General features: G+C 69.2%; 16 protein-coding genes. 7 read left to right on the top strand and 9 right to left on the bottom strand.

Annotation, left to right across the window (positions count from 1 at the left end; all coding sequences use genetic code 11):
* Positions 1–55 precede the first annotated feature (55 nt).
* The gene (locus NDI86_RS02435) at positions 56–1,135 is read right to left on the bottom strand and encodes a phosphotransacetylase family protein (protein ID WP_310898800.1); all 1,080 of its coding nucleotides are present in this window, start codon (positions 1,133–1,135) and stop codon (positions 56–58) included.
* A 310-nt stretch (positions 1,136–1,445) separates the two neighbouring features.
* On the opposite strand from NDI86_RS02435, the gene NDI86_RS02430 reads away from it, so the two are divergent.
* The gene (locus NDI86_RS02430; RefSeq protein WP_310898799.1) at positions 1,446–3,158 is read left to right on the top strand and encodes a SulP family inorganic anion transporter; all 1,713 of its coding nucleotides are present in this window, start codon (positions 1,446–1,448) and stop codon (positions 3,156–3,158) included.
* Between the two features lie 32 nt (positions 3,159–3,190).
* Here NDI86_RS02430 and NDI86_RS02425 read toward each other — a convergent pair whose 3' ends face one another.
* The 5 genes from NDI86_RS02425 to NDI86_RS02405 form a co-directional block, all read right to left on the bottom strand.
* Positions 3,191–3,580 (bottom strand): secondary thiamine-phosphate synthase enzyme YjbQ, encoded by a 390-nt coding sequence (locus tag NDI86_RS02425; protein ID WP_310898798.1) that lies wholly within the window; start codon positions 3,578–3,580, stop codon positions 3,191–3,193.
* 74 nt (positions 3,581–3,654) lie between these two features.
* Positions 3,655–4,836 carry an AI-2E family transporter gene (locus NDI86_RS02420; protein ID WP_310898797.1) on the bottom strand — a complete coding sequence of 394 codons (1,182 nt, stop codon included), beginning with the start codon at positions 4,834–4,836 and terminating at the stop codon, positions 3,655–3,657.
* Positions 4,837–5,021: 185 nt separating this feature from the next.
* A complete protein-coding gene (gene uvsE, locus NDI86_RS02415; protein WP_417936245.1) occupies positions 5,022–5,915 on the bottom strand; it encodes a UV DNA damage repair endonuclease UvsE in 894 nt (297 codons plus the stop codon).
* A 73-nt stretch (positions 5,916–5,988) separates the two neighbouring features.
* Entirely contained in the window at positions 5,989–6,825 is an 837-nt protein-coding gene (locus NDI86_RS02410; RefSeq protein WP_310898795.1) for an alpha/beta fold hydrolase, read from the bottom strand.
* Between the two features lie 73 nt (positions 6,826–6,898).
* On the bottom strand, positions 6,899–7,099 hold the full coding sequence (locus NDI86_RS02405; RefSeq protein ID WP_310898794.1) for a hypothetical protein: 201 nt from the start codon (positions 7,097–7,099) through the stop codon (positions 6,899–6,901).
* Between the two features lie 138 nt (positions 7,100–7,237).
* Between NDI86_RS02405 and NDI86_RS02400 the strand changes: the two genes are divergently transcribed.
* A complete protein-coding gene (locus NDI86_RS02400; protein WP_310898793.1) occupies positions 7,238–8,338 on the top strand; it encodes a YncE family protein in 1,101 nt (366 codons plus the stop codon).
* On the opposite strand, the gene NDI86_RS02395 is transcribed toward NDI86_RS02400, so the two are convergent.
* Entirely contained in the window at positions 8,335–9,768 is a 1,434-nt protein-coding gene (locus tag NDI86_RS02395) for an aryl-sulfate sulfotransferase (RefSeq protein WP_310898792.1), read from the bottom strand. The two genes, NDI86_RS02400 and NDI86_RS02395, sit on opposite strands and share 4 nt — an antisense overlap.
* 248 nt (positions 9,769–10,016) lie before the next feature.
* On the opposite strand from NDI86_RS02395, the gene NDI86_RS02390 reads away from it, so the two are divergent.
* From NDI86_RS02390 to NDI86_RS02370, 5 genes are all read left to right on the top strand, one after another.
* A complete protein-coding gene (locus tag NDI86_RS02390) occupies positions 10,017–10,841 on the top strand; it encodes a helix-turn-helix transcriptional regulator (protein WP_310898791.1) in 825 nt (274 codons plus the stop codon).
* 184 nt (positions 10,842–11,025) lie between these two features.
* A complete protein-coding gene (locus tag NDI86_RS02385; protein WP_310898790.1) occupies positions 11,026–12,450 on the top strand; it encodes a carotenoid oxygenase family protein in 1,425 nt (474 codons plus the stop codon).
* A gap of 113 nt (positions 12,451–12,563) precedes the next feature.
* Complete coding sequence (locus tag NDI86_RS02380) at positions 12,564–12,797, top strand: helix-turn-helix domain-containing protein (RefSeq protein WP_220586463.1); 234 nt, start codon at positions 12,564–12,566, stop codon at positions 12,795–12,797.
* A gap of 52 nt (positions 12,798–12,849) precedes the next feature.
* The gene (locus tag NDI86_RS02375) at positions 12,850–14,244 is read left to right on the top strand and encodes an aryl-sulfate sulfotransferase (RefSeq protein WP_310898789.1); all 1,395 of its coding nucleotides are present in this window, start codon (positions 12,850–12,852) and stop codon (positions 14,242–14,244) included.
* Positions 14,241–15,863 (top strand): ArnT family glycosyltransferase, encoded by a 1,623-nt coding sequence (locus NDI86_RS02370; protein ID WP_310898788.1) that lies wholly within the window; start codon positions 14,241–14,243, stop codon positions 15,861–15,863. The genes NDI86_RS02375 and NDI86_RS02370 overlap by 4 nt, the downstream gene beginning before the upstream one ends.
* Here NDI86_RS02370 and NDI86_RS02365 read toward each other — a convergent pair.
* Positions 15,860–16,690, bottom strand: a complete 831-nt coding sequence (locus tag NDI86_RS02365; protein WP_310898787.1) for a phosphatase PAP2 family protein — start codon at positions 16,688–16,690, stop codon at positions 15,860–15,862. The genes NDI86_RS02370 and NDI86_RS02365 overlap by 4 nt on opposite strands.
* A gap of 2 nt (positions 16,691–16,692) precedes the next feature.
* Positions 16,693–18,426: an ABC transporter substrate-binding protein gene (locus NDI86_RS02360; RefSeq protein ID WP_310898786.1), complete on the bottom strand. Its 1,734-nt coding sequence runs from the start codon at positions 18,424–18,426 to the stop codon at positions 16,693–16,695.
* Between the last annotated feature and the right edge of the window lie 37 nt (positions 18,427–18,463).

The following is an 18,463-nucleotide window of genomic DNA, read 5'->3' as shown; positions in this document are numbered from 1 at the left end:
CAGATTGGCTCCCGGGGATTGCGGGATAGCCCACTCCCGTGGCGGGCGAGCCTACTCACTCCCCGGTCTGGGCCCCGGGGCCGACCAGCGCGTCCAGGTCGGCGTGGTCGGCGAGCAGGTCGCGGACGGTCTGGACGGTCCCGGCGTCCCGGACGCGGCCGCTGCGGACGAGTTCCTCGCCGCGTTCGACCGTCGTCAGCGTGTCCGCCTGGACCAGCAACAGGGGGACATCCCGGCGCTGTGCTTTGCTGACGAGCGCGTCGGCCGGCGGGTGGCCGCCGGTCAGTATCACGCAGGTGACGCCGCCGGCCTCCAGTGCGACCGAGAGGAGGTCAGAGCGGTCGCCGCCGGTGATGACCGCCGCGTCGCGTGTCCGACGGAAGTACCGGAGCGCGGACTCGCCGGACATCGCGCCGACGAGGAACCGTTCGACGGTCCGTTCGGTGGGAGCGGTGTCCGTGAGCACCGTCGCGTTCAGGTGGTCGGCCAGTTCGGCCACCGGTACGCCGGCGAGGGCCTTCACTCGCGGGAGGATGCCCACCACCGGGACGCCCCGCGATTCGAGGAACGGGACGACGGCCTCCTCGACGTAGTCGAACTGCGCGTCGGGGACGGGGTTGAACAGGACGCCGGCCAGTCGGTCGCCGAGGTCCGCCGCCGCCGCGAGGACGCCGTCTATATCCGCCGGGTCAGCGAACGGCGCGACGAGGACCACGTCGGCGTCCAGCGCCGCCGCCACGTCCGCATCGGTCAACTCGACGACGCCGCCGGTGGTGTAGCTCCCCCCGCCCTCGAGGACCACCAGGTCGCGGTCGTCGGCGAGCGTCTCGAATCGCTCGCGGAGGAGGCCCGTGAGGTCGTCTCTCGGCAGGGTGTCCCGGATGGCCTGGTCGACGAACGTCGGCGAGTAGACCACCGGTTCCATGTCGTCGATGTCGGCGTCGAGACCCAGCAGGTCCCGCGCGAGCAGCGGGTCGGTGTCGAGTACCCGCCCCTCGTGGCTCTGGAGGCGCGTCCCCTTCGGTTTCATGTAGCTCACGGCGTAGCCGCGGTCGGTCGCCGCGAGGGCCAGTCCCAGCGCGATGCCGGTCTTCCCACAGCCTTCGCTGGTCGCCGTGAGGAGAATCGACCGCACGGCTAGCTACCCCCGAGCGACGGCCGGGTCGGTACACGTGAGGCGTTAGCGTCGTAAACCATGGTAATGAGTCACAGTAGCCACTACAGCCCGGGAAAGTATAAACTATCCAACTTATTTCGAGCGCCACTCGTTGGAGGGAGTGGGTCACCAGTGGGACGGCGGTTCGGACAGCGGTCACCCGACCGTCGCGGTTCCTGGCGAGGGCGTGACGAACACCGGCGGGGCGACTGGTGAGGACCCGACTGTGAAACGACAGTCGTCCGGGACGAACGCTTAGGCGGCGTATCTGTCAACACATCGACCCGGGATGGCGCCATCCTCCGCGCGGTCCGCAGTGACGGCGGTGTTGCCCATCTACCAGTGGCTCCGGGAGTACGACCCGTCGTGGCTCCGGGGTGACATCGTCGCCGGGCTCACGGTCGCCGCGGCGGTCATCCCGGAGGGGATGGCCTACGCGTCGCTCGCGGGATTACCCCCCGAGACCGGCCTCTACGCGAGCCTCTTCGCCGTGGTCGCGTACCTCTTCGTCGGGTCGTCCAGACAGGTCGTCTACGGGCCGACGTCGGCACTCGCCGTGTTGCTGGCGACGCAGGTCCGCGGCGTCGGCGCCGGGACGCCGGCGGAGTACGCGACACTCGTCGGGCTCACGACGCTGCTGGTCGGGGCGGTGGCGCTGGTCGCGTGGCTGTTGCGCCTGGGGTTCGTGGTGAACTTCATCTCCGAGTCGGTGTTGACCGGCTTCGCCACCGGTACGGCGCTGTTCGTCGTCTCGACACAGCTCGGGAAGCTGGTCGGCATCGAGGGCGGCGACGGGACGTTCTACGAACGGGTGTGGGCCGTCGTCACGAACCTCGCAAGCCTGCAACCGGAGACGGCGGCGCTGGGTGGCGCCGGGCTGGCGGTGTTGCTGGTCGGTGAGCGGTCGGCGCCGCGGTTCCCGACGGCGCTGGTGGTCGTGGCCCTCTCGACGGCCCTCGTCGCCGTGACCGACCTGACGAGCCGGGGAGTCGCCGTCGTCGGGACGGTCCCCAGCGGAATCCCGTCGCTGTCGGTGCCGACCGGCTCGACCGCCGCCGTGACGGACCTGTTCCCGGTCGCCCTGGCGCTGTTCTTGCTTTCCTACGTGGAGGGGATGGGCGCCGTCGAGACGTTCGCCCGGCGCCACGGCTACCGGGCGGACGCGAACCAGGAGCTGCTGGCGACCGGCCTCACGAACCTGCTCGCGGGGCTGGGCGGCGGGTTCGCCGTCGGCGGGAGCATGTCCCGGTCGGCGCTGAACGACGCCGTCGGCGCCCGAACGCAGCTGACGAACGGTGTTATCGCGGTCGTCATCGTGGTCGTCCTGCTCTTTCTCTCCGAGTTGCTGACGACGCTCCCGGAGACGATTCTGGCCGCCGTCGTCATCGTCGCCGTGACCGGCCTCGTCGACGTCGCCGGGCTCCGGCGCCTCTACCGGGCCGACCGCTTGGAGTTTCTCACCGCCGCCTCGGCGCTCGTCGGCGTCCTCGTCTTCGGCGTGCTCTACGGCGTCTTCATCGGCGTCCTCATCTCGGTGCTGGTCGTCGTCGGCCGGGCGACGTACCCACACACCGCCGAACTCGGCCGCGTCCCCGACGGCACCGAGTTCGGCGACCGCTCGCGCCACCCCGCGAACGAGCGCGTCCCGTCGGTGTTCGTCTACCGCGTCGACGCGGAGCTGTTCTTCGCCAACGCCCCGACGGTCCGGCGGGACCTGCTGGACCGGCTCGACGACCGGGAGAGCGCCGTCGGGCTGGTCGTCTTCGACCTGCGGTCCTCGCCGACGGTGGACCTGACGGCGGCCGATATGCTCAGCGAACTCCACGACGACCTCGCAGAGAGGGGTATCGACCTGCGGCTGGCCGAAGCCGACGGGGCGGTGCGGGACGTGCTCGCGGCGACGGACGCGGCCGACGCGCTCTCTCGGTTCCCGGTCAACGAGTCGGTCAGTGGTGTCATCGACCGGTGGCGCGAGGGGGACGCGACCGACGCGAAGGAATGACGACAAAGCGGAGACGCCACTCCCGTCGTCGCCTACGACGTGCAGGTCACCGTCACCGACCGCGTCCGCGGGCCGTCACAGTCGAGTAGCAGTATCGACTGCCACGTCCCGAGCGCGAGCGCCCCCTCTCTGACCGGTACCGAGACGCTCTCGTCGAGCAGTAGCGCCCGGAGATGCGAGTCGGCGTTGCCGTCGAGCGCGTCGTGTGCGTACCCGTCCTCGTCGGGCACCACCTCCCGCAGGTAGCTCTCGATATCGCCGAGCAGGCGCTGTTCGGCTTCGTTGACGACGACGCCGGCGGTGGTGTGCTGGACGAAGACGGTACAGAGGCCGTCGCCGAAGTCGTCGGGAATCGCGTCCTCGACGTCGGCAGTGACGTCGACGATGTCGAGGCGGCCGGTCGTCTTCACCTGAAAGGACATACGCGGCCCTTCGGGAGAGAGCGATAAGATTCCCGCGCCGTGGGCGTCGCCGACTGGCCGGGATAGCGGCGGTATCAGTCCTGCGGGGCGCTGCTCCCGTCCTCGCCCGACGACCCGTCGTCGGCGTCCTCGCTCAGGTCGGCCGGCGACGCGCCGGTGTCCTCGGCGACGTCGGCCGACCGGTCGAGGGGCTCGCCGTGGAGCAGGTCCGGGAGGACGACGCGGACCGCCTCGATGACCAGGACGAAGACGATAGGCATGAGGAAGAAGCCGTACCAGCCGAAGAATATCGGGCCCAGGATGTACGCGAACAGCAGGACAATCGTGTTGAGCTGCTGGCCGGTGACGTAGGGCTGGAGGAACGTCTGGGGGAGGACGTCGAGGACGAGGACGTAGCCGACCAGCGCCGCGGCGACGAAGCCGAGTCCGCGCCCGCCCGACGCCATCGCCGAGAGGCCCAGATAGCCGACGACCGGGAGGTAGACGACCTTCCCGACGACGATGGGAATCAGGCTGGCGACGCCGGTCAGGAATCCGAGCGGCAGCACCAGCGGCACGTGGAGTCCCGGCGGGGCGAAGGCGTTGGTCGCCGCGTAGGCCGCCGTCGAGATGACGGACATCACGAGCACGAACAGCAGGTTTCCGAAGAATATCGATTCGAGGTCGTCGTCGACGGCGAGCCCGTAGGCGTACACCGTCGTCTCCGGGCCGCCCAGCGTCCGGGCGAACGCCTCCGCGAGCGCGTCGTCGTAGCGCAAGAGCGCGTACGCGAGTGCCGTCGCCAGCCCCAGCAACAGCAGGGTGTCGAACACGGTGCCCAGCAGTCCGAGCAATCGTTCGAGGCCGGGACCGGACAGCAGGTTCGACAGCCGTGTCAGTGAAGGCGGGTTCGCGAGCAACCGCTGCGGGTCGGTCCACAGCCATCTCGGGACGGCGTCGAGATGCGTGAGCCGCGAGTTGAGCGCCGCCACCACGCCCTGGTCGAACCGCCGACGGACTTGCCGGGCTATCTGTAACCCCGCGTAGATAGCGACGAGAAACACGGGGACGAGGACGGTCAGGACGGTCAGCGTGGCCGCGAGGTGGTCAGAGTCGACGACGCCGTCCAGGCGGTCGTACACCGGACGGGTCGCGTAGTAGCCAAAGAGGCCGAGCGCGAGGAGGTCGAGAAACGTCGCGCCGATGACCGCCACCGCCACCGCGAGGGCGGCGACGTAGGCCCACCAGCCCAGTCGGCTCCGGGACGGCGCGCTCACGGTCCGTCCGGACTGCTATCGCGGCTCGCGGACTGTTCGACCGGCGAGACCCCCGTCTGTACCACTGTACGCACAGGTGCGAGGGTCACGAACTAAGTGGCCGTGCCTGCGAACGCAAGCCGCCGGGAGCGGCTCGCAGCGACGACGGAACGACGGCCGATAGCTCGGTCGTGCGCCACTGAGCGTCAGTCCGCTCCCGCACGGAGCGCCAGCAGGGCGCGTTCCTTCGCGCCGGCCTCGACCATCACGTCGGCGGCCTCGCGGAGCCACGCCGGTACGGCGGCGGCGTAGTCGGCGTGGGCCTGCGGTCGGGCGTCGGCACCGTGCAGGCGCGCCGGTTCCGAGTAGTGTGCGACGGGGCGGATATCCCCCCAGGTAGTCCTCGCGAGGTCGAACGCCGCCCGATAGGTCAACCCGCGGTCAGTGAACTGGTGGTGGTGGTAGTCGAAGACGACCGGGACCGTCTCCCCGACCGCCTCGACAAGTTCCGGGACGCTCCAGAGGCTCGCTTTGTCGTCGTTCTCGACGGTCAGGCGCTTCCGGGCGCCCGGCGAGAGACGGGCGACGGCGTCGCGAAAGCGCTCGGCCGTCGCGGCCTTGTCGCCGTAGGTCGCCCCGATGTGGACGTTGATGCCGTAGTACGGCGAGCGGTCCAGATCCAGCAGGTCCAGCCAGTCGGCGTGGTACTCGACCGCGGTCAGCGAGTTCTCGACCGTCGACTCGGTCTCGCTGGCGAGTTTGCACCAGTGGGCCGGGTGGAAGGTCAGGCGCATCCCGTGTTCCCTGACGAATTCACCACAGTCGGCTGCGAGGTCCGCGATACCGCCGTAGTCGGGGAGGTCTTCGAGGTCGAACTGCGAGTTCCACGGCACCAGGTCGGAGCTACACCGGTAGAAGTAGATATCGTTCTCGGCGTTCCACTGCAGGATTTCGTAGAGGTCGGCGAGGTTCCGTCGCGCCAGTTCGGCCGCATACTCGATACCGCGGGACTCCCACGTCTTTCGCTGCATGCCGCGGTTACACCGCAGTGGCGGCTCGCGCTCGCGGAGGGTGCGGTTCATACAGGCGTAGCCGAGCATCGCAAGCTCTAGGGGACCCAGCGGGATATACCACTCCACGTCACGACAGCCCGACCGCGGCGGAGTGACCGACCTACCCGACGAGAAAGTCCGTGAGTTCGTCGCGGTACCGTTCGGGGCGGTCTTCCATCACCCAGTGGGTGGCCCCCTCCAGCCCAGTCAGCGTCGTGTCGGCGATGTCGTCGTCGAGGCGCTCGGCGTACTCGATGGGCTGGAACTCGTCGTCGGCGCCCCACAGCAACAGCGTCTCGGCGGCGATGGTCTCGGGGTCGATTTCGGTGGTGTGGTTGGTGTTCGTCGCGACGGCGGCACGGACCAGCGCCGTCACGCCCGCCTCGGAGGCCCACGGCGCCGTCATCCCCTCCAGAAAGGTCTCGTCGGGGTCGTCGGCGAGTGTGTTCCCGAACATCTTCTCCAGCAGCCGCTGGATATCTTCGGCGTCGTTTTGCTCGGCGTGCCCGGGCAGCCCGAGTTCCGTAATCGTCTCGACCGGCCAGGAGTCGTAAGCGACTGCGTTCGACAGGACGAGCTGGTCGACCAGTTCAGGCGTGTGCGAGGCGTAGCGTAACGCGACACCCCCGCCGAGGTCGTGGCCGACGAGCGAGACGGTGCCCAGGTCGAGTGTCGAGACGAGTTCCTCGAGCATCCGCTCCTGTGCGCGAATCGAGCGGTCGAACGTGTCCGCCAGCGAGGAGTTGCCGTAGCCGAGCATGTCCGGGACGACGACCCGACGGTGCTTTGCTATCGGTTCGACGACGTCTCGCCACAGGAACGAGTTCGTCGGAATGCCGTGGACGAAGACGACGGGGTCGCCCGTTCCCGCGTCGTAGTAGGCGACGTCGAGAGTGTGTCCGTCGACGGTGACCGCGGCGTGGTCCTGCTGGGACTCCCAGTCGGCGTACGTTGTCACAGTAAGTTCCTCCGGGTCGAAACTGGGCGCCCGAAGGGAAAGAGCTGTTCCATTTCTTATATTTTCCGGCGCGTCACGCCTCCGGTTTCGAGCCACCGTCCTCCGTGGGCCCGCCGCCCTCGACGCGGGCGCGCTCTCCGACTCCGGTGTCAGTCTCGACGCCGGCTACGCGCCCGTCTACGGGGAAGACCACGCCGAGAGCGTCCGCCGTCTGGCCGGCGACGTTACCGGGGGTCACGTCGAGGACATCGCCGGCGACCTGCGCGGGAAACACTACAACCTGTTCCCGGCCGACGCCGCGGCCACCTCTGCGGGCGACCCGTGCGTCGACCGCCGGTCAGACATCGACTGTTGCAGTTACAAGCCGTCTGCCTTTGCGATACCGTTCATTACTACCGATGGTGCTTTTCCAGTGAACGTCACACGGTTCGACCGGCGGTCGGTACTACAGACGGTCGGCGCGCTCGGCGGCACGGCCGTCGTCGGCGACGTCGTCGCGGGACAGAACGACGAGACGACCGAGGGAACCGACGGAGGTAGCGGCGACAGACCACTGGTCGTCACGTGTCGGAACGCGAACGCGGTCGCACTGTTCGACCAGGCAAACCGGGAGATTACCGCCGAGATATCGGTGGGCGAGAAGCCGCTGTACTGCGCCGTCTCGACCGACGGCGACCTGGCCTACGCGCCCAACACCGCCTCCAACGACGTCTCTGTGGTCGACATCCAGCGGCGAGAAGAGGTCGAGCGCATCCCGCTCGAGGCCTCCCCCCGCGGGGTCAACGTCCACCCGGAGACAGAGGAGGCCTTCGTCGAGGTGGCCGGCTCGAATCAGGTCGCCGTCGTCGACAACGAGTCCCTGGAGAGAACCGAGACCATCGACGTCGGCGAGGCGCCCCACAACGTCGTCTTCGACGTCGAGTCGGGGTACGCCTACGTCACGAACCAGGGCGGCAACAGCGTGGGGTTCATCGACCTCGACGAACGCGAGATGGTCGACCGGGTGACAGTCGAGAACGCGCCGCACAACCTCCACGTCGACCAGGAGCGTGGCCTCCTCTACACCGCCAACGCCCTGTCGAACGACATGGGTATCGTCGACACCGAGGAGCGCGAACTGCTCGGAAAGCGGCCGTTGACCGACCAGAACGCCGACATCCACGCGACCCAGGACGGCGAGAAGATATTCGTCGCCGGCGTGCAATCGGACGCGGTGACGGTCTATCGGTCGCCGGAAGACGGCACGGACCCGAGCGAGTACCGCGTCGACGACATCGTCACCGTCGAGGACCAAGACGAGATACGGCCGCGACTCCCCGACCGGGAGTTCGTCTCGCCGGGCCTCGGCCCGCACGGCTGTTTCGTCTCGCCGTACCGCGAGGAGGTGTACGTCACCCTCACCGGCCGCGACCAGCTGGTGATACTCGACAGCGAGACCCACGAGATACTCGACCGGGTGTCGACGCCGTCGTACCCGTTCTTCACCGACGTCCAATACGACTCCGGGAACTAATCGTCGGACCGGGAGTCGCCGTCGGCTCGCTGGCCCTCGGCGGCGGGCTCGCGGCTGTCGTCGCCAGCGGCGTTCCCGTCGTCCGCCCCGTCGTCGGACGACCGCCGGTACACCGGCAGACGAACCCCGACAGGAAGCGGACGCCACCGGAGTTCGGCCAGGCCCCACAGCGACAGCGCCGCCAGCCCGACGAGGACGGCGGCCGTCTCGCGAATCCCCACCCACACCGGCGCGACGTAGTAGAGGGCGTTCAGCCACCGCGACGGGACGACCTGCCGGAGCAGTTTCGCGACGGCGACGACGGTGTCCCGGTCGCTCTTGGCGGTCGGGTCGCCCGTTCGCTGGCCGCCGGTTCGGGAGGTGAGGTTCGCCCGCACGGCGCTGGGTCCGTCGGTGCTCCCCTCGCCGGTGCCCAGCCGTTCGGCGTCGTAGGGGTGGGCAAGCGGTATCGACCAGACGACGCTGCCGTTGCGCGCTAGCTCCAGGACGCGGTCGCCGTGGGTGTCGGTCACGAGCGTGTGGCCGTTCGGCAGGCGGTCGGCGTCCCGGGGCCACTGCATCCGCCCGTCGGTCCACGTCCACGTCCGGTGCCACGAGCCGTTCCGGCGCTGGTACTCCAGCAGCCGGCTGTTCTCGGAGTCGGCGACGACGACGGCCGGACCGCCGTTTTCCGCGGGGATGAAGTCGGGGTTGTGCTGCTCGTGGAGGCGGCTGTGGTTGTCGTCGCTCCCCAGCGTCCAGTTCGACTGGACGCCCGTCTCGCGGTCGAGGAAGACCACCTGGTCCTGGTTGCGCAGGCTGACCATGATGCGCCCGTCGTCGAGCACTTCCACATCGTTGAGGTGGGTCCAGTCGCCGGGGTAGCCGCCCCCGCTCGTGAGCGGGTAGGCGTTCTGGGCGTCCCAGCGCCACTCCGTGAGCCCGGTCGTGGTGTTGACGAGCAACACCTGGTCGGCGACCATGTCCGCGATGACGATTTCGCTCTCGCTGAGACGGGCGTGGTCGTGCCACTCGGCGGCGGTCTCGGTGTCGTCGTAGCGGGCGCGTATCACGGTCGTCTCGCCGGTCGAGAGGTTCGTCCGCTCGACGAGGTTGCGGGCACACGGCGGGTCCCAGCAGGTCGGCCCCCTCGTGTGGATGGTGTCGGTGGCCGTGTACTCGACGGTCGCCGAGGTGTTCTTCACCGGGTCGACGTCGAAGTACTTCGTGTGCTCGTCCTCGTAGTAGAGCCGGCTGCCGTTGGGATACCAGGCCATGATGGTGCCGTAGCGGGCGGACTCGGTCGCGACGGTGATGCCCTCGCGGGGCGGCGCCTCGGGCACGTCGGCGGCGGTCCCGGTTCTCGGGGCCGTCGTCGCGCCCTGCAGGACCACCAGCGCCGATAGCGAGACCACGGCGAGCAGCGCCAGGCGCAGCCGGCGGCGGCTCACGTGCTCGCACAGAAGAGCGCACACACCACACACGGCTGCCCAGAGGCGCATCAGTATTAGCGCGCTGTTCAGGGGTAAGGCCGCGCTGGGGTCGGTAACAGGCGCTTACCGGGCATCGGGCACCGGCGGCCGCGGTTCTCGAAACGGTAGTGCCCGGACGACCGATGCTGCCCCGTGGCGGTCCGTGAACGACGCACGGCCAACCGTATCACTAACAATCCTGGCAGCCAAATGGGTGGCCAACAGCGATGCAACGGGACCAGGCGGCACACGGGGACGTCCAGTTTCTCACCGGGTCACGACACCGCCCGGCCGTCCTCGCGGCGCTCTGTGAAGAGCCGGCCCGTCCCCACGAACTCTGTGCGGACATCGACGTGACGCGCACGACGATTCAGCGCATCCTCGCCGGGTTCCGCGAGCGCCGGTGGGTCGTCAAACGCGACGGCGATTACCGGGCGACGGTGACCGGACGGCGGGTCTACGAGCGGTACGCGGCGCTCCACGAGGCGGTCACGTGTGGCCGGCGGCTGGGACCCCTGACGGCCCATCTCGGCCCGGAAGGCGACGACCTGCCGGTGGCGGCACTGGAGAGGGGGCGGCTCACGGTCAGCGAGGACGGGAGCCCGCTGGCCGCCCTCAGTCGGTTCACCGAGTGGTTACAGGGGGTCGAAGGGGAGATGCGCGCCATCTCGCCCGTCGTCGCCCAGCCGTTCAACGAAATCGGCGCCGAACTGTTGAGCGGGGGGACCGACATCGAGTTCATCATCGACTCGGCGGTCCTGGCACAGTCGAGAGCGCAGTACGAGTCCGACCTGGAGTTCGGCGTCGACCACGACCGGATTAGCATCTACGTCCACGAGACCCCCCTGTCTCTCGGGGTCGCCTTCGACGACGAACGCTGCTGTGTGGTCGCCTACGACGACGCCAACAACCTCAAGGCGGTGCTCGAAGCCGGGTCGGGCGAACTCTACGAGTGGACGACGGCGGTGTTCGAGCGCCACCGCGAGCGGTCGGTCCCGCTGTCGGCGGTGTACGACCGGGAGAACGCGGGGACGGCGAGCGGGGACGGCTAAACGGGGACGGGCAGCGCGAGGCGCTGCCAGCTGTGGAGGGCCGAAGCGTCCGGTTTCGGGTCAGGGCAGCCTCCCCGATGGAACCGTCCGGTGGCGGGCCCCTATACTTATCCGCCGACAGATGTTACAGGAGTTGTAACACCCCCGGCCACAGCTTCTTCACTCGCCGCAACTGATAGCAGACGTGACAGTTCCGCACCGCCGCGGCTTCGAGACCCAGCGAGAGGAGGTCACGAGCGTCGAGCTTCCCGTCGAGGGCGAACTCCCGGCGTGGCTGACCGGCACCTACGTCGGGAACGGCCCCGGGCAGTTCGAGGTCGGGGACCGGACGCTCGGCCACTGGTTCGACCCGCTGGCGATGGTGCGCGGGCTCGACATCGGCGACGGCGTCACCTACACGAATCGGTTCGTCCGGAGCCACGACTTTGTCTTCGCCCGCGAGCGCGGGCGCGTGCGAACGCAGTTCCCCGGGACAGCGCCCGACCGGCCCGTGTGGACGCGGCTCCGGCAGGCCCTGACCGGCGAGTTCCCGGACAACCCCGTCATCGGCGTGGCCCGCATCGACGGTGAACTGGCCGCCATCACCGAGTCGCCGGTCGCGCTGACGCTCGACCCCGACACACTGGAGACGACGGGGCGCACCGACCTCACGACCGACCTCGACGCCGACCTCACGCTGGGTCACCCCCACTACGACCCGTGGCGGGAGTGTCTGGTCAACCTGGGCGTCTCCTACGGCCGGGCGACGACCTACACCCTCTTTCGCCGGGACGGGCCGGCGACGGCGCCGACGGCGACGGTCGCCTTCGACGACGCGCCCTACGTCCACTCGTTCGCCCTGACCGAGCGCTACGCGGTCCTGCCGGCGATGCCGTTCGGCCTCGACCCGAGGAAGCTCCTGCTCGGCGCGATAACCCGCCGGACGTTCGTCGAGAGCTTCGAACGGTTCGACCGACCGGGCGAGTTCGTCGTCGTCGACCGCGAGACCGGCGCGGTCGCCACCCGCAACCGGGTCGACCCCCTCTTCGTCTACCACCACGTCAACGCCTTCAGGGACGGCGACGACCTCGTGGTGGACCTCGTCGGCTACCGGAACCAGCGGGCCGTGACCGACCTGACGCTCGCGAACCTCCGGGGCGAGTCACCGTCGGTACCGCGGGGGGACCTCCAGCGGTATCGGCTCCCGCTCGACGGCGGGCGGGCGACCGGCGAGACGCTCCGGGCGGGCCACATGGAGTTTCCCGTCGTCGACTATCCGCGGGTACTGGGCCGGCAGTACGACCACGTCTACGTCGCCGAGGCCGACGGCGAGTCGGCGCTGCCGACCCGACTGGCCCGGGTCACCGTGCCCGACGGCGAGGCCGTGACCTGGCGCGAGCCCGGCACCTTTCCGGGCGAGCCCATCTTCGTCCGCGCCCCGGACGGCGCCGACGCCGAGGGCGTCGTCCTCTCGGTCGTGCTGGACGGCGAGAACGACGGCTCGTCTCTGATCGTACTCGACGCGGCGACGATGACCGAGCGGGCGCGGGCGCCCCTGCCCCACCGGCTTCCATACGGATTCCACGGGCAGTTCTACGCCGCCGACGACCCCGTCCGCAGCATGGCCTGAGGGGCGGTGTACCGGACGGCGCCGACTAGCTGCCGGGAGCGTCGATATATTAGCCAGACACTACCGAATACCGTCGGGCGAAAACTAAGTACCCGGCTCCCGTCGGTTCGGCTATGTCACCGCCCGGGCGAGAAGTCCAGTACACGGAGTCGGACGTCATCGAGGTGTTCAAAGACCGGGGCGACTACGCCGAGCCGCTGACGGCCAAGGAGATAGCGGACCGGCTGGGCTGTTCGCGCCGGACGGCACTGAACAAGCTCCACGACCTCGAAGCCGAGACGGATATAACCAGCAAGAAAGTGGGCGGCCGGTCGCGGGTGTGGTGGATTCCGGTCCGGACCGACTGAACATGTCCGAACGCGACGGGGGACTCCCGACACCGCCAGCGGCGGGACTATCATGACCCTGCAGACACTGCTCGCGGGGCGGCGAGTCAGCGTCGCGTTCGCGCTGGCGACGCTGGTTCTCGCCGCGGTACTCGTCGGCGGCTACGCCACCGCCGGGACGGACGCGACGATGACCGGAAGCGACGCCGGCGGCACCGAGTCAGGGGCGAGCGAGCGAGTCGTCCCGCCGAGGGACAATATCACCGTCGTGGCGACCGACTCGACGGCGTTTATCACCGACGAGGGCGACGGCCCGCGAAAGCGAGCGGAACTGGTCGCTTTCGCCCCGGACGGCAGCGTCTACTACCGCAACGAGAGCCACACCCGCTACTGGGACGTGGACCCGGTCGAGGGGACCGGAGCGACCGTCGAATATCTCTACGCCGACCACCTCGCGCCCGAGGACTGTCACTCCGAGAGCGTCTGTACCCGAAACGGCGTCGAGCGGGTCAACCTCACCACCGGCAACGTGACCCACGTCTACTCGCGCATCACGCCGGGGAAACACTCGACGCGGTGGCACGACGCCGACCGCATCGGCGACGAGCGCCTGCTCGTGGCCGACATCGCCCAGGACCGGGCGTTCGTGGTCAACACCACCACGGAACAAGTTACGTGGTCGTGGGACGCCCAGACGGACTTTTCGACGAGCAGCGGCGGGCCCTACCCCGAGGACTGGACCCACATCAACGACGTCGAGTACGTCGAACTCGACGGCCGTCCCACCGTCATGGTGAGCGTCCGCAACCACGACCAGGTCGTCTTCGTCGACATGGAGACCGGCCTGCGCGAGAACTGGACGCTGGGCAGCGACGGCAACCACAGCCGGCTCTACGAACAGCACAACCCCGACTACATCCCCCCTGAGCGGGGTGGTCCCGCCGTCCTCGTCGCGGACTCGGAGAACGGCCGCATCGTCGAGTACCAGCGCCACAACGGGAGCTGGAAGCGGTCGTGGCTGTGGCGCGACCAGCGCCTGACCTGGCCCCGGGACGCCGACCGCCTGCCGAACGGCCACACGCTCGTGACCGACTCCAACGGCGACCGCGTCCTGGAGCTAGCGCGCAACGGCAGCGTCGTCTGGTCGAGCAGTATCGGTTTCCCCTACGAGTCAGAGCGCCTCGGTACGGGCGACGAGAGTGCGGGCGGCCGGAGCGCGGCGGCGCTTGGCCTCCCGAACCGGACGCCCAACGCCACGAACCGCTCGGCGGTGAGCGAGGCGACGACGCTGCTGCCGAAGTCGGTCGTCAACAGCGTCGCCTACCTGCTGCCGGGGTGGGTCGGGCCGGTCGAGGCCCTGGCCGCGGTGGGGCTGGTCGTCGTCCTCGCGGCCTGGGCCGTCGTCGAGTGGCGGCGTCGCTCGGTCGAAGTGCATTTGCGGTGGCCCGTCCAGATACGAAACAGATGACCGGCTCGCACGTCGACGGCGGGGTTCGAGCGGGCGTTCGAGCACGCCTGCCGGCGTCGCCCCTCGACAGCGAGGACGCGAGGTGGCTGGGCTGGCCGCTGCTGGTCGGGCTGGCCGTCGTCGCCATCTATCTCGCGACGAACGACTACCCGGCTTACGGCGCCGGACTGTACGTGGAGACGGCCGACACCATCCGGGCGAACGGCTACGCGCTGCCGGCGACGGTGCCACACTACGGCCCGGAGGGGGTCCCCTTCGCGTACCCCCCGCTCATGTTCTACGTCCTCGCGGTGTTGCGCGATTTCGGCGCCGGGGCCTTCGCGGTGTCGCTGTACCTCCCGCCGCTGTTTACCCTGGCGGCGCTCGTCCCGGCGTATCTGCTGGGCCGGGATATGGTGGGCGACCGGCGGGCCGGCACCGCCGCGGCGCTGTTGCTCGTCTTGAACCCACAGGTACTGGAGTGGCACATAAGCGCCGGCGGGCTCGTCCGCGCACCGGCGTTCGCCTTCGCGCTCTGGGGGAGCTACGCCGCGTTGCGACTCTTTCGCGACGGGGCCCGGGAGTGGCTGCTCCCCGGGCTCGCCGCGGTGGCGCTGGTCGCACACACGCATCCGACCTACACCATCTTCACCGTCGCCACCTACCTCGTCTTCTGGGTCGGCTACGACCGCTCTCCGGCCGGGCTGGTCCGTGGCGCGGTCGTCGGTTTCGGCGCGCTCGCGGTGGGGCTGCCGTGGCTGGCGACCGTGGTGAGTCACCACGGCGTCGCGGTCTTTTCCGGCGCCGCGGGCACGCACGGCGGCCTGTTCGGCGTGGTCTACCGGCTCCGCGAGTGGGGCCCGACGGGGGCCGTCGTCCCGATGGCCGCTGCCGTTTCCCTGCTGGGGACGCGACACCGCGTGCTGGGGGCGTGGACCGCCGCCGTCTGGCTGCTGTTCGCCCAGCCCCGCTTTGCCTACGCGGTCGGCGCCGTCGCGGTGGTGGCCGCCGTCGCCGAACTCGCCAGCAGGGGGTACACCGACGGGCTCGTGGCGGTCGTCGACCGGACGCTCGCCCGCGCCGCGCCGGAGACGCCCGACCGGCCCGACGGGGGCGTCACCAGACCGACCGCGGCGGCCGCCCGGGTGGTCGTCGCCGCCCTCGTCGTGACCTCGCTGGTCGGGCTGGGCGGGCTCGGCTACGAGTTCACCCGCTCGGACGACACGACCCCGGAGTTCGTCGACGACGCCGACACCGACGCGATGGCGTGGGCCGCGACGGCGACCGACTCGGACGCGACGTTCGTCGTCTTCGGCGACGCCGCCGAGTGGTTCCCGGTCCAGACCGACCGGACCATCCTCGTCTCCCCGTGGGGCGCCGAGTGGCGCGGGCCGGACACCTACGAGGCCCACCTGCACGCGTTCGTCAACGGCTCGGAGTGTCCCAACCGTAGCTGTGCGAGTGCCGCGATGTCGCGGGTCGACGCCGACCCCGACTACGTCTACCTGCCGAAAGGCGAGTACACGGTCCGGGGGGAGTACTGGTACGCGAACGGCACCCTCGAGGCGTCGTTCGCCGAGAGCCCGCGCTACGAACGGGCCTTCGAGAACGACGGCGTGGTCGTCTTCCGGCGGCGTTAGCGCCAGCGGTCGTACAGCGCCTTCCAGCGCCCGCCCAGCGACGCCACGCGGTCCGAGGAGACGGCCCAGACGCTGAACGTCGCGAGCAGGGTGCCCGCGACCACGTCGGTCGCCCAGTGGATGCCAAGTATCATCGTCGAGAGGACGATACTCACCGCGAGGAACACGGCGACCGGCGTCCACCGGGGGAACGTCTCGTGGTCCCGAATCGCCAGCAGGGCGACCGTCATCGACAGTGAGGTGTGCAGCGACGGGAAGACGTTCGTGTTTGCGTTGACCTCGCTGGTCAGCAACTGGAATCGCGGGAGCGTATCGAACAGCAGCGGCTCGACGAGCGCCGGCATGTAGTTGCGCGGCCCGTAGGCGATAAAGAGCAGGTAACAACACATCCCGACGGTGTAGTTGATGGCGTAGGCGAAGGCGGTGTGTCGGAGGTGGCGTCGCTCGGCGGCGAGCATCGCCGCGAGCAGCGGAAAGACCAGCAGGAACGCGTAGCCGTAGACGTAGACGTAGCCGAAGTACAGCGTCAGCCAGCCGGGCACCAGCGACTGTATCGTCGCGACCACCGTCCCCTCGATGGAGAAGATGAACTCCGTGATGTTCGTGCCGATAATCCAGGAGAGGTCGACGCCGACGTTACGGACGACGCTGTTTATCAGCAGGACGCCGACGAGCAGTAAGATAGGCCTGGCCGCCATCCGCAGGCGCTCGGACAGGTCCGTGGCGGCGGTTCGGAGCCGCCCCGGGCCGACGACGACCGACAGCGAGAGCGTCAGCATGAGCGAGAGGACGGCGACGACCTCCAGGAAGACAGCGACTACTCCCATCGCTAGGACTGGAGCAGGCGCCCCTGTTCATTGTATCGGTAGCCTGCCGCCCGGAACGCCTTGCGGGCGCTTTCCGTATCGACGCTGCCGTCCGTGCCGAGGAACGGGACGGCCGGGTCCGACGGCTCCCAGGCGAGGTCCGCGGGGAGCCACGGGGTCCCCGCCAGCGGACTGACAGCGGGGTCGACGTAGCCGTCGAACACCGACGCCGCCAGGTTGTCCCGGTCGACCAGTCGGGCCATCGTGTTTCGAAAGCGAGGGTTCGTCAGCGGCGGGCGACGGGTGTTGAACCCGACGTAGTAGAACGCCCCGCTCCGGTCGACGTTGAGCGAGACGTCCCTCGCGCGGCCGATGGTCGGCGTGAGGTCGGGGCCCACACCCAGTGCGGTCACGTCGGCCTCGTCGTTCGCGATGAGGTCGACCGCGGAGGAGTCGGAGCCGACGAACTGGAGCTCGAACTCCTCGAAGGCCAGCCCGTCCGAGAGCGCACTCGGCAGGCCCGTCTCCTCGGCCGTCTCGATGAAGTGGTCGTCGAACCGCTCTAGCACCAGCGTCTGTCCCTGTGTCACCGACGTGAACTCGAGGGGGCCGCTCCCGACCGGCGGGATGTTCGACGTCACGAGCGCGTCCGTCGTCGTCACGCCCACGTCGACGCCGCTGACCGTCGCCTTGTCCGTGCGGTCGGCCCAGACGTGCTCGGGCAACACCGGGACGGTGAGCACCCGGCGGGCGACCTGGCGACTGCAGTCGGTGAACCGAATGCGGACGGTCACGTCGTCGACGGCCTCCGCCTGCTCGACGAGCGAGGAGCGCCCGCGAAAGCGGAAGGTCGGGACCGACTCGGAGAGCGACCCCAGAGAAGTGTCCCGTAACAGCCGGTAGGTGAAGGCCGCGTCCGACGCGGTCAGGCGCTGGTCGTCGTGCCAGGTGAGGTTGTCTCGCAGCGTCACGTCCAGTTCCAGCGGGTCCTCGCCCGTCCACTCCCAGTTCGTCGCCGCCCAGGGGTAGAGGGTACCCCGGTAGCGATACGCGAGTGAATCGTACAGCAGGTCGGTGATATCGGCGGGGCCCCGGTGGCTCGACATGAGCGGGTTGAGGTTCGTCATCGGCCGGTCGTCCGGCGTGGTCGCGCGGAGCCGCGTCGCCGACTCCGCGTTGCTGTTCAGCGTCAGCAGGTTCACCGGCGACGGCTCGAACACCCCGTTCCACCCGGTGAAGCGGTCGGTTCGCGCCGCCCTGATGACGTTGGGGAAGCCAAGCACCAGGAACGGACACACCTGCACGAGCCGGCGCTGGATTTGCGTGACCGTCTCGGTCCGCTGGCGGCCGGTCTCCCGGCGCTGTCGTTCGAGCAGGTCGTCCATCAGGAGGTTCGTGTAGCCAAACGGGTTCTGCATCCCCGACTCGACCGAGTACGTGGAGTGCAGCAGGGAGTAGAACGCGTCGGGGTCGGCAAACGAACCCGGGTACTGGCCGACGAACACGTCGTACTCGTGGTTGACGAGGGTCTGTCGGTAGAGCTCTTCGGCGGTGATAGGCTGGATAGTCGCCCGGATGCCGGCGGCCTCGAACCAGGCCGACAGCTGACGAGCGATAGCTATCGCGTACGGGTCCTGGTCCACCGGGAGCGTCTTGATAGAGAGCGCGACTGTCGTCGGCCGGTTCCGGCCGACGAGCGCGCGGATGCGACTGAGACAGCCGCTCGTCGCGGCGAGCCCCCCGGTGAGACCTGCCACTACGGACCGACGGGTGACCCCCACATCACCACCGGAA

The sequence above is a fragment of the Haloarcula onubensis genome (assembly GCF_031624605.1).
Classification (GTDB): domain Archaea; phylum Halobacteriota; class Halobacteria; order Halobacteriales; family Haloarculaceae; genus Haloarcula; species Haloarcula onubensis.
Note: the sequence above shows the minus strand (reverse complement) of the source record. Positions and strands in the feature narration are given on the sequence as shown.